The organism is Actinomadura keratinilytica (genome assembly GCF_039539665.1).
Lineage (GTDB): Bacteria > Actinomycetota > Actinomycetes > Streptosporangiales > Streptosporangiaceae > Spirillospora > Spirillospora keratinilytica.
Genome location: NZ_BAABDO010000025.1, coordinates 58495 through 70413, shown reverse-complemented (window position 1 = coordinate 70413; position 11919 = coordinate 58495). Strand labels below are relative to the sequence as shown.

The 11919-nt window shown below is 66.6% G+C and carries 11 protein-coding genes; 8 read left to right on the top strand and 3 right to left on the bottom strand.

What is annotated here, in order from left to right:
• Nucleotides 1-659: 659 nt before the first annotated feature.
• A complete protein-coding gene (locus tag ABD879_RS11545; RefSeq protein ID WP_345020350.1) occupies nucleotides 660-896 on the bottom strand; it encodes a hypothetical protein in 237 nt (78 codons plus the stop codon).
• 256 nt (nucleotides 897-1152) lie between these two features.
• On the opposite strand from ABD879_RS11545, the gene ABD879_RS11540 reads away from it, so the two are divergent.
• The 6 genes from ABD879_RS11540 (at nucleotide 1153) to ABD879_RS11515 (ending at nucleotide 8073) form a co-directional block, all read left to right on the top strand.
• Nucleotides 1153-1932, top strand: coding sequence for a helix-turn-helix domain-containing protein (locus ABD879_RS11540; protein WP_345020348.1), 780 nt, complete (start codon nucleotides 1153-1155; stop codon nucleotides 1930-1932).
• Complete coding sequence (locus ABD879_RS11535; RefSeq protein WP_345020346.1) at nucleotides 1929-2123, top strand: DUF397 domain-containing protein; 195 nt, start codon at nucleotides 1929-1931, stop codon at nucleotides 2121-2123. Before ABD879_RS11540 ends, ABD879_RS11535 begins: the two co-directional genes overlap by 4 nt.
• 37 nt (nucleotides 2124-2160) lie before the next feature.
• Nucleotides 2161-2343, top strand: a complete 183-nt coding sequence (locus tag ABD879_RS11530; protein ID WP_345020344.1) for a DUF397 domain-containing protein — start codon at nucleotides 2161-2163, stop codon at nucleotides 2341-2343.
• 897 nt (nucleotides 2344-3240) lie between these two features.
• Nucleotides 3241-5856 carry a tetratricopeptide repeat protein gene (locus ABD879_RS11525; RefSeq protein WP_345020342.1) on the top strand — a complete coding sequence of 872 codons (2616 nt, stop codon included), beginning with the start codon at nucleotides 3241-3243 and terminating at the stop codon, nucleotides 5854-5856.
• 20 nt (nucleotides 5857-5876) lie between these two features.
• Nucleotides 5877-6830, top strand: a complete 954-nt coding sequence (locus ABD879_RS11520) for a Gfo/Idh/MocA family oxidoreductase (RefSeq protein ID WP_345020339.1) — start codon at nucleotides 5877-5879, stop codon at nucleotides 6828-6830.
• Between the two features lie 907 nt (nucleotides 6831-7737).
• Nucleotides 7738-8073, top strand: a complete 336-nt coding sequence (locus ABD879_RS11515) for a hypothetical protein (protein WP_345020337.1) — start codon at nucleotides 7738-7740, stop codon at nucleotides 8071-8073.
• A gap of 1169 nt (nucleotides 8074-9242) precedes the next feature.
• Here ABD879_RS11515 and ABD879_RS11510 read toward each other — a convergent pair.
• Nucleotides 9243-9647, bottom strand: coding sequence for a DUF6644 family protein (locus ABD879_RS11510; protein ID WP_345020332.1), 405 nt, complete (start codon nucleotides 9645-9647; stop codon nucleotides 9243-9245).
• 83 nt (nucleotides 9648-9730) lie between these two features.
• Nucleotides 9731-10375, bottom strand: coding sequence for a hypothetical protein (locus ABD879_RS11505; protein ID WP_345020330.1), 645 nt, complete (start codon nucleotides 10373-10375; stop codon nucleotides 9731-9733).
• A 134-nt stretch (nucleotides 10376-10509) separates the two neighbouring features.
• Between ABD879_RS11505 and ABD879_RS11500 the strand changes: the two genes are divergently transcribed.
• Nucleotides 10510-11709 (top strand): cytochrome P450, encoded by a 1200-nt coding sequence (locus ABD879_RS11500; protein ID WP_345020328.1) that lies wholly within the window; start codon nucleotides 10510-10512, stop codon nucleotides 11707-11709.
• Between the two features lie 8 nt (nucleotides 11710-11717).
• Complete coding sequence (locus ABD879_RS11495; protein ID WP_345020326.1) at nucleotides 11718-11915, top strand: ferredoxin; 198 nt, start codon at nucleotides 11718-11720, stop codon at nucleotides 11913-11915.
• Nucleotides 11916-11919 lie beyond the last annotated feature (4 nt).

Genomic DNA, 11919 nt, shown 5'->3' with positions numbered 1-11919 from the left:
GGGCGCCCCCGGCCGCGTCGGCGGACGCGCCTCGCCCTGCCCCGCCACGCCCGGACTGGCCAAGCCCGCCCCGCAGAGCATGGCCCCGCCTGCCGCAGCAGCCACCGCCACCCAGTCCCGTCCACTGGAAGCGCTGGTGTCTATGTGCAGGGGGTATGTGCGCGCCGCCTGCTGCACGATCTCCTTGCCCCTCACCCCGGACGCCTCCCCCGCACGCTCGCGCCGTGGGGCGGGCGATGACCCGCGCGTTCGGGGCAGTCCATTGCGTCACCGATTCGCCGCCCACGACGATGTGCGTGCTCTCCGTACAAGCTCCACGACCTGCCAGAACAGGGCGTCCGGGGTGACGGCCTCCAACAGGTGGTCGCCTTGCGTGGTCGGGACGTAGGCCCACCAACGGCGCGTGTAGAGCCCCCACCAGCACTGGACACCGGGGAAGCAACCCTCGACGTGGGCGCTGATGGTCTGTCGCGTCTGATCGTCCGGTGGCTCGGCGACCGACCGCCGGTTCGTGCGCGCGGGCGTGTGGCGGAGCGGCACGGCCGGTGCGCCCGGGGGGATGCCCGCCGGCCGCGCCGCTCCCACCTCCCCCCACCGAACCGTGCCCTGCGGCGCGGTCCCCACCGGTGGCCAAGCCACGTTGTATTGCGCTTGTTCCATCACCGCAGCCCCTTGCGCGCGGCGGCTCGCTCGGCCTCTTTGCGCAGAGCGTCACGGAGCGCGGCGGCGTCCGAGCAGATCACCGTGGGATCGACGCCGGCGTTCGGATCGTGAAGGCTCGCCACCCAGTCACCCAACCGCCCGTCTGAGCGGACTGATCTCCAGATCCGGTGGCCGGTGAAGTCGCGGCGCAACCGCGCGAGATCCCGATCATTCTTGGCGGCCTGAGTGTTCATCCTGCTTCCCCAGCCTTTCTGACTAACGGCAGTGATCCCGGCCTCGCTACAAGGCTGACCTTCCGCCGTCCGTCATTACCGATTTGCTCCGAATGTCGCCCCTCTGTCGGCGGACGCAAAGCCAATTTCTGTGGAACGCACCTCAGCTTGACTCTCTATCGCTAAGCTGTCACGCGTTCGTGAAACAACAGAAACTCGCTGAAACTCCGGAGGATCACCGGTGCCGCCGAACCAGTCACCCGATCCACGAGCCTCCATGTGGGACTTCATCGCCTACTACCTGCGGTTTTGCCGTGTGCAGCGGCGGCTCTCCGGAGAGGAATTGGGGCGCATCATGGGCGTCTCCAAGCCGACAGTTTCACGCATCGAAAACGGGATGAAGCGCCTCGATGAAACTGGGGCCGTCGCGGTGGACAAGGCATGGAACACCGGCATGCTGTTCACGCTCATGGTCTGGTATGCCACCCTTGGCCATGATCCGCAATGGTTCGTCCAGTACGTCGACAAAGAGCAGAAGGCCGAGGTGCTCAAGGTCTTTGAAGCCCAGGTCATTCCTGGCCTTCTGCAGACCGAGGACTATGCCCGTGTCCTGCTCTCCGGGGGCATGAAAGCAAACGTCGAAGAGCTGCTGCAGGAGCGCATGGCGCGGCAGGTTGTACTGACCAAGGAGGAGCCGGTCGAGCTGCAAGTCTTGATCACTGAGGCGGCAGTCGAGCACCCCGTCGGCAACCCTGAGATCATGAGAGCGCAACTCGCCCGCCTCCTAGAGGTCTCCGAGTGGCGTCATGTAGGCATACGCGTGGTTCCGCGAACTTTCGAGGCTGGCGCCCATCCAGGGTTGGACGGATCATTTAGCATCATGTCCGGAAGCTACGGAGATCTCGTGTATGCGACCTCCCCCGGAGGAGGACGTTTGGTCTCAACGACGACAGAGGTGCGATCGTATGCAATAAGGTACGACCGAATCGGCCTTAAGGCGCTTCCTGAAGGCCCCTCACGGGACTTGATCAGATCCAAGATGGAGGAATACACGTGACTGCCCCTGTGTGGCGTAAGAGCAGCCGCAGTGGCACCGAGCAGAACGCTTGCGTAGAGCTGGCAGCCCTCCTGGGCCGCATCGCAGTGCGGGACTCCAAGGACCCCAACGGGCCCCACTTGGAGTTCACCCCAGACGACTGGCGCGCATTCACCCACCGCGTGCGCAACGGAGACCACGACCCGACCTGATCTCCTATACCAACACCTCACCTGCACTCACCCCGATGTGAGGAGGTGCTGCCATAGCACCCATCTGGCGCAGGTCCAGCTACAGCGGACGCACCCCCAGAAGAGCGACTGCGTAGAGGTGGCAAGCCTCCAGGACCGCACCGGACTACGAGCCTCGAAGGCCCCCGACAGCCCCCACCTGGAGTTCACCCCTGACGACTGGCGTGCGTTCTGTCCCTAACCTTGAGCGAGCCCTCGGTCTGGTGCGGCCGGGAGCTCGTTCGCGTCGGTGGACGGGTTCGACAACTCAGGCGGCGCGGTGGCTGTCGTTGATCGAGGAGTCGGGGAGTTGATCCACTCCCATCCGAGGAGACATGACCGGCAGGCCGACCGGGATCACCGCGCTTGTCCTCGGCTAACTCCGCCCAGTCACTTCGATCGCTGTGGGCGTGTTCGTGCACATCAAATGGAGCAACGCCCAAACGTCCCCTATGTCTGCCATCCCAACCTGCCCACCGACAGCATGCCCATGCAGGCGGGGCCGACTGGAGCTTGAGCCGGACCGAGGGTTCGTCGCCCGGTGGCGGCGCATGGCCGCACAGGGGTTTTCACAGCAGTCCGGCAGCTCTGCAAGTGCGCAGATCACAGCGGTGCTGCCGTGAGATGAATGATCGCCGAAGTCGGCGCAGGGCTGCGCGTACGTGCGGGGCTGCCCCGCTACGGATGGCGGGTCGGAGGTATGCAGGTGCCTGCCGGTCACGTGGTGGTGAACCAGAAACAGCGAGCCCGAGGCGACCGCTGCGGCGTGGTTGGTTGCGATACCTCCGGGGTGATGATGCGGCCCGAGGGTAAAGCCGCAGGTGGGCACGGCCAGTGACCCAGGCGTCAGGCAGTCCGATCCACTCGCCAAGCGCCTCCAGGCCAGGGACGCCGGCCACCGTAGCGAGGGGCGGTCCGCGGCACGAGGCGCCCTGCAGGGCTGTCCCGCGGCCGAGAGCATCCGGATCTGCCAGCTCAATCAACTCGATGATCTCGCAAATGCCTGCAGCTCCCGAGGGTCACAGCAACGAGACCACGGAGATCATCTGGCTCATGATGGAACTGGACTCGATGATGACCTGACCGTATACTGCAAGTCATGCCCGGGATCAATTTGCGCGCAGCTTTTGCCCTTGGTCCTGATTCTCCGGTCTCCGCACAGCAGGTATTCACCAACAGAACATCAGAGATCGCAGCTTTCGATGGTGCCATTGTGGCGCTGGGCGATTACCTCTCCTCGGTCGAGCTGTCCCCCGTCTCGGACCGTCGAGCACCTCGCAAGAACGTCCTCACTTATTACGGCGTGGGTGGGATTGGAAAGTCCACACTCTCCCGGGAGTTGGAGAACCGGTACCTGCGCCGGGACGATGGACGCGAGCGCGAAGACCGAGCAACGGTACGCATCGATTTCGCGGAACCGACGGCATTCGATCCCGAGTCGTACGTCCTGCGCATCCGCGCGGGGCTTGCACGTCTTGCCCCGAGCTGGCCGGCGTTCGACCTGGCACTGAGCATCTACTGGGCGAGGGCACATCCCGGCGAACCTCTGGCCGAGTTCATCGACAGGGACTCGACTCTGCGTCGAGCCACCAGGGAAACAGGCTTCTTCGAGCAGATCCACACCACCGTATCCGAAATCGCTGGCGCGCTTCCCGGAGTGGCCGGCGGCGCCTACAAATTGGCCAGCTCCCTATATTCGCGTCTGAAAGAAAGAATCGCCAGCCATCGAGTACTGAAGAGATGTGAACTTCTACCGGAACTGCTGGAGGCGGACGCCGATTTCGAGACGCTTTCCTATTTTCCCTATCTGCTCGCCTGGGACCTCGACCGACTGAGCTCGCCGCATCCCAGGGCGGCCGTCTTCCTCGACACATACGAGGCCGTCACCGGCGGAACCACCCGGGAATTTGAACGCTGGCTACAGCGGTCGGTGTTCCTCATGCCCAACGTCCTTTTTGTGATCACCGGACGTAACCGGCTTGACTGGGCGGATCTGACCACGCCCCAAGAGCTGGACTTCGTCGGCACGGAAAGATGGCCCAATCTCGGGTCCGAGCAAACGCAGGACCCACGCCAGCATCTTGTCGGTTACCTCTCGCCGAGCGACGCACATCGCTACCTCGAGACCGTGCTCACCGAGAACGAGCGGCCGATGATTCCATCGGACATACGGGAGAGAATCGTCTCGGCCGGATTGGGCCTTCCGCTGTACCTGGATCTTGCCGTTACAATATACCTAGATATTCTAGGGCGAGGGAGGACACCGATCGCCGCTGATTTCGGCCAACCATTGCCTGCCGTCGCGGCACGCATGCTTCGGGATCTGGGAGCCGACGAGCAGGAACTACTACGCACCGCCGCCCTACTCGATACATTCAACCTCGACATGCTCAAGGCCGGGTGCCCACAGGTCTCCGATGCCACACTCCACCGTTTCAGCCAACGGCCGTTCCTTGAGGTGGACTCCAACCGCGCATGGCGCTACTCCCTGCACCCCGTTCTTCGCGATGCCATCCGCCAAGCGGACGCCAACCTGCCCAATTCATGGTCGCACAGAGAGCGGGCCATCGTCGCAGCAAGGATTGCCGACCACCTCAAACGCTACGCGGAAGCAGCCGACACTAACGGGGACAGGAGCGCGGAGGTCGCCGTCTTCCGGCAGGTTACAGGTCTGTGCGTCCTGACTGACCAGTTCTTCGACTGGCTTGTCGACATCGCTCAGCGAATCCTTGTGTCCGGACACTGGAACTCACTCGACACGAGCCAGCACGGAAATGACGAGATATCGGCGCTGCTACTGGGAATCCGAAGCGCGCGAGAACGCCGGACGGGTGTCCTCGATAATGCGATTTCGGCTGCCAACACAGCGCTGGAACGGTCAGGCAGCTCCGAGCGACTTCGTCAGTTTCTCGCACTACACCGAGCACACGCACTCCGGGTTGCCGGGAGGTACGCCGAAGCGGCCCTCGACTATGAGTCGCTGCGGCAGCAGAACGGGAGTCACGCCACCGAGGCAGGGTATTGGCTCGCCGATTACCACTACCTTGACGGCCGATTCGAGGATGCGCTGGCAGAACTGGACCAGCTGACCGAGCCACCTGCTGCGCTCCATGGGGAGATCCTTCGACTGAAAGGGCATATTTTCCGGGTGAATGCCCTTTTCTCACGCGCCGAGGCGTGCTACCGCGAGGCTCTCGAGCTGGCACGCGAAACAGGCAATATCGCAGCGGAAGGCAAAGCTTGCACCGACATCGTGCAGACGCTGTCCTGGCAACGTCCGGAGGACGCCCACCGCCTGCGACCAAAGGCGGTGGAGATCAACGAGAATCTTCACAATAAGGTCGAACTCGTCAAGCTGCATGCGGCGACCGCAGTGACGCTGGCGAACCTGGACGATTTCAACGCTGCCGAGGCAGAGGTCCGCCGCGGCCTGAGCTTGACGGAACAGTGCGGATACTCCGGCGGTAAGATCTGGTGCTGGGCCGCTCGCGCCTTCGCATGCATGAAAGCCGGAGACTGGGTCGGCCATGATGAGGCGGTCTCCCAGGTCACGTCCATCGGGCGAGAGCTGGGCGGAAATCGTTTCTGGGGTGATATAACGCGCTGGTGGACGGGTGACGTCACCGACGCTTTCGCCAGCGACACGCGCTGGATCGGCGGTGCACAAGCGGCCCGGGAGCGGTGGCATTCCGTCGCATCCGGCCATCAGGACTGACAGTTCAGACGGCACCATCCATGCAAAAATTGCTACTCGTCGGGTTGGGCACAATAGCCGACGCGCATCTCAGCGCTCTACAACACATCGACGGCGTCGACGTGTTGGGCGGAGTCGACATCGCGCCGCCACCAAGCCTGCTGTTCCGCGGGCGTGACATTCCGCTTTACAAGAGCCTGGGCGAGGCTGCGGCCGCCGGGCATGATCCGGATGTCGTCGTTGTGGCCACCCCGACACCGACACACGCGTCGGTGTGCCGGGAGGCAGCCGAGACATTCCCTTCCGCCGAACTTCTGGTGGAAAAACCCGCCGCGGACGATCACGCCGACGCCACCGCGCTGTTGCGCAGCACCGACGATGGTCGTGGTGTGAACGTTGCCTACCATATGGCCTACTCACCAGAGGTCCTCTGGGGCGAACGCCTGGTGCGCTCGATGTCCGCCGTTCTCGGTCGACCGATCACGGTAAAGGCCGTGTTCTCCGACCCATATGAGTCCCAGATCGGTTCCGCCGCCGCCAGGTTCGGCAGCAGCTGGATCGACTCGGGGATAAACGCGCTCAGCGTGCTCAGCCGATTCGTCGAGCCGGTCAGCCGTAGGTCTCTGCGTCGCCTCGGTGCCGCTGCATGGTCCTGCTACGAAGGCAGGTTCGTCTGCCGTAGCCATACTGGGAACGCCGACCTGGAGGCCACCATTGCGACGAGCTGGCATGTGACGGCCCCGAGCCGGTCCACAAGGATCACTTATTCCTCCGGCGCGGAACTGGTACTGGACCATCACGCGGTCGCCGGCTACCTGCTCCAGGACGGAGCTGTGCAAGAGTTCTTCGGCAGTGACGGACGTGTCCCACGCCGAGAGAGCCACTACCGCAACCTCTACCAGACCTACCTGGCGGAGCGCCGACCGATCATGGGGAAGGAACTCAGCCGCCGACTCCACGACCTGCTTCTCTGCCCCGACGGGTATCCCAGCTGACGCGGCACGACCGTTACGGCACAGCTCGGCTCCACACGTACGGCGGCGGGCGGATGCGACGGCTCAGGCGGCGTGGTGGATGTTGTTGATCCAGGAGCCGGGGAGTTGATCCACTCACTCAGCGCGTCCTGATACGGGACGGCCAGCGTGGCGAGACGCAGCTTGCGGAAGGGGTCGGCCTACGGGCACAGCAGCCACAGGCCCCGTTCTCACACTCGCTCCCCGTGGCCAGGAACTACGAGAACTCGCTGGAGGCGCCTAACATGCCCCGAACCCGACGCTTCGCGACACACAAGCCGCGAAGCGCCAGCCGCAGGCTGCGATGGCAAAGCCAGGCACGTCACCACGACACCACTCATACAGGCGACGACTGACCACACGTTCGCCTCCGCCTGAGACGCCAGACACCCCGATCTCCCACACCGCACCCCCACGGAACCCGCCAAGACAGCTGACGTGCTTCTACACCGCGACGCTCAAGCCGCGTAACGACGCCGCACGCTGCGGCGACGAGCGGGCGGGGCGACATCAACCGGGGGGGCGTGCCGACCGGCGTCGCCTGCCACCGGCCGACCGACCTGGCGACGGGGTCGCGGGGCCACAACCAGCGCAGATGCCAAGCGAAGAACCCGATCGCATCCTCTCTTGCGAACCACGGGACGCCGGTATGCCCGTCCATGGCGGCGTGGCCGATCACGGCGACCGCTGGACGGCTCGCCCACGAGGCGCTGAGACGTCCGGCCAGCGGCCGGGCGAAGGGGGCGCCGCTGTGCGGGTCGGACGTGTCCGGTCTTCTGTGGACGATGAGCGCGTTCCGGTCGAGGGATACGATGTCGCGTCCTTTAATCGAGATCAGAGACGATGCCTTGGGCGGCGGATTCGTATCGCGTCAAAGGGCGGAGGGACGATGGCGGACGGAGCGAAGCAAGAGACGCCGAGCAGGAACACCGCGGCGAAGTGGAGCCTGTACGCCGGTGGCGGGGCTATCTGCTGCCTGGTGCTGCCCTTCCTCGTTCCGCCGTTCGTCGTCGCGTACCTGTGCATGGGGTTCGTGATCGGCCTGGTCGCCATCATCACGGGGCATGTCGGCCGGTTCCGGGGACGCCGACTGGGCGGGGACGGGCGCGGCCGGGCGCTGGTGGGGATTCTGCTCGGCTGGTTTACCGTGCTCGTCTGCGTGGGGGTGGTCCTCTTCTGGTTCGGCATCGCAGCCGTGCTCGCCGTCATCATCGACAGTTTTTGACACGGCCCCCTGACCTGAGGCCGTATCGCGCGCGGTACGTCTGCGGCTTCCCGTTTCAACGGGTCCTGCCCTCCGCAGGCATTCAGCTCTCCGTCCGGCCGCGTTGACGTCCCGGGCGCCGCACGCCGTGCACGTCCACGACCTGGCATGCAGCTGCTGAAGCTGTTGAGCACGCCGCAGGTGATGTCCACAGGACAGCCCGCTTCGCCCTCGGCTTGCGGGCTGATCCGGCAGCACCTGAACGAGCAGAAGCCAAGCCCTACGCGATGCCATCGCGTCCGTGCCCAAATCCGTGACGGCATCCCGGACGAGCATCTGCGGCTTGTGGCGACCTGGGGCGACGCCGAGGAGACATGCTGCACCAATCCGTCAACGGGCACCGGGCACAGCTGCACGGCCCGCGCAAGCTCATGCGACATCCTGCCGGACCCTGCCCGAGTGCAATACCTCCAGGGTGATGATGCGGCCCGAGGGTAAAGGCGCAGGTGGACATGGCCTGCGCAGGGCAGTTTCTGCAGCAACCCGGCGGTTGTGCAAGTGCGCAGGTCAGAACGCTACTGGGAGAACGTCAGCCGGGGTGCCGCACGCTTTGGCGGGGCAGTGCCTCCTCTCCCTCCTAGCCTCCTGAACGGCGAGCGACGGATGTTCGAGCGACTCCAGAAGACCGTCCCAGGGCTGAGTGTGAGCCACCGGGGCGCGCGGCAGCGACTCACTTCCCTGGCCCGCGCAGGTTCACGCGGCGTCCTGCCGCGCCCTGCCCGGTTGCGAGGCGGCCCGGAGGCGTACGTCTACCAGGCGGTCCTGCTGTAGTTGCGATACCTCCAAGGTGATGATGCGGCCCGAGGGTAAAGCCGCAGGTGGGCACGGCCTGCGCAGGGCCTTGAAAGGCAGTTTCTGCAGCAACCCGGCGGTTGTGCAAGTGCGCAGGTCAGAACGCTACTGGGAGGGCGTCAGTCGGGGGCCGCACAGTGCCTCCTCTCTTCTAGCGTCCTGGACGGCGGGCGAGGGATGTCCGAGCAACTCCAAGAGGTGCCCCCAGGGCCGGGAGTGTGCTGCCAGTGGTTCGGCTTCCCGGTCTGCGCGAGGGGTGCGGTCGGGCGTCCGCGTTTAGCGAGAAGTAGGTGCTGGAGGCTGAGGGACCGCCGGGGCTCCTGGTGGGCAGCGCCGGGTTACGTGGTGTAGGCGATGAGGCGGCCGCAGGTTAGGGCGGTCAGCCACAGCAGTAGGGAGGCGGCACCGGTCAGGCGGACGAGGGGCGGGGGCGCGGCGCCGGTGTCCCATGAGGCGATCGTGCAGGTGTGGACGGTGTGGAAGACGGCGGCGTTGCAGCCCGCCAGGGCGATCACGGCCAGCTTCACCTGAAAGGCGGTATTGGCCGCGAGCGCGGTGGCGTTGGCGGAGAACAGCAGCAGCCCGGACGCGGCGGCGAGCGCGAAGCCCGTCCATGTCCAGCGCAGCAGGTGGGTGCCGAGGGTGCGGACGCTCAGAGCGCGGGAGACGCCGAGCAGGCGCAGGTCAAACGCCGTCGCCGAGCCGATCAGCAGGGCCAGGCCCGCAAGGTGTACCACCTCCACCGCCGGGTAGAGCGTCGGGACCCTCGCGGACGGCGCGGGCCACGGCGGTTTCCTCCAGCGCCCGTAGGAAGGCGTCGAGCATTTCACCGTCCTGCCACGTGGCGACGGCGGCGGGTGATCCATGCGACGGCGGCCGCCGCGCCGACGCCCACGCCCGCGACGACCGCGCCACCGAGCAAGGCGTCCCCGTTGTCGTCGCGGCCGGCGGGCGCGCCGGCCCCGGAGGCCGAGGGCGCGGACGAGCCGCCGGGGCAGCCGTCGGAGTAGCGGGTGCGGGTGCCCGCCGAGCGGAACACCACGCGGCCCGACGGTGTGGCGACGGCTTGGACGCGCAGTTCGCCGTCCCAGGAGTTGCCCTGGTCGCAGCGGCGGAACACCACCGCCTCCACCCGGTCGCCGCGTTCGGGGCGGTCATCGGACGGCACGACGTCGGCCATGATGTCCGGCGGGAACAGGATCTCGACGCGGCCCGGGGGCCGGGCGGACAGGCTGTCCACGATGGGGCGGTCGTTCAGCTCGTCCAGCGTGGCGAACCGACCGGCGTCGGCGGGTACGCGCAGCCCCTCGGGGACGTCCACCGTCATGGTGGCGTGCGGGTAGCCCCAGTCGGCCGTCACGACCGTCCCGCTGAGGTAGACGGGACGGGTGCGGTCGTAGTGCCCGGTCGAGCCGTGGTGGGCCGGGCGGGTGAGGATGGTCGCGAGCACGAACGCGAGCGGCATCGTCATGCCGGGGAACGTAGTGATCCGTCCCGAAAAACGCGCTAAAGCATCGTCACGGTGCGGCAAGAAATCCGGGGCGCCCCGGATTACAGCGATACGTTGTACGGAGAAGCGGTACGTCGTTACCAAGGCGGTGTGCCATGACCGACGTCACCTATCCGCTCGCCCGCCGACGCCCGCTGGACCCGCCGGACGAGGCCACCGCGCTGGCCGGGCGGGCGCCGATGCACCGCATGATCTTCGCCGACGGCCACCGCGGCTGGCTGGTGACCGGTCACGCGGCCGCCCGCGCGGTGCTGGCCGACCCCCGGTTCAGCAACCGCCCGGAGCACATGCATGTGCCGATTCCCGGCCGCATGCAGCTGCTGGAGAGGCGGAAGGACCCGCGGTTCGCGCTGCCGCCCGGGTTCTTCATCCGCATGGACCCGCCCGAGCACACCCGCTTCCGCAAGCTGCTGACCGGCCAGTTCACCGTCCGGCGGATGAAGCGGTTGCAACCGCGCATCGAAGAGATCACCCGCGGGTTCCTGGACGCCATGCAGGACGCCGGGCCGCCCGCCGACCTGGTGGAGCATTTCGCGCTGCCCCTGCCGTCCATGGTGATCTGCGAGCTGCTCGGCGTCCCCTACGCGGACCGGGGCCGGTTCCAGGACGACAGCCGGGAGCTGCTCAGCCTGGACATCTCTGCCGACGAGATGCTCGCCGCGATGCACCGGATGCTCTCCTACATGGGCGAACTGGTGCGGCGCAAGCGCGTCGAGCCCGGCGACGATCTGCTCAGCGGCCTGGTCGGGACGGGCGAGCTGAAGGACGACGAGCTGACCGGCGCGGCGATGCTGCTGCTGATCGCCGGGCACGAGACGACCGCCAACATGCTCGGCCTGGGCACGTACGCGCTGCTCACCCATCCCGACCAGCTCGCGGTGCTGCGGGACGACCCGGCCGCGGTCGACGGTGCCGTCGAGGAGCTGCTGCGCTACCTGTCGATCGTGCACATCGGCCCGATACGGACCGCGCTGGAGGACGTCGAGATCGACGGCCGGACGGTCAGGGCGGGCGAGTCCGTCGCCGTGTGCGTGCCCGTGGTGAACCGCGACCCGTCCCGCTTCCCCGACCCGGAGCGGCTCGACCTCACCCGCGACGCGACCGGGCACCTGGCGTTCGGGCACGGCGTGCACCAGTGCCTCGGCCAGCAGCTCGCCCGCGCCGAGATGCGCATCGGCTACCCGGCGCTGCTGCGGCGCTTCCCGACGCTGCGCCTGGCGGTCCCGCCGGAGGAGGTGCCGATGCGCTCGGACATGTCGATCTACGGGGTGCACCGCCTCCCCGTCACGTGGTAGGGGGAGGTATGAAGGTCACAGCGGATCGCGACGTGTGCATCGCCGCGGGCAACTGCGTGCTGACGGCCCCGGACGTCTTCGACCAGGACGAGGACGAGGGCACCGTGGTGCTCCGGCAAGAGGACCCGCCCGAGGAGCTGCGGGAGGCCGTGCGGCGCGCCGTCGAGCTCTGCCCGTCCGGCGCCATCCGGATCGCCGAACCCTGACCGG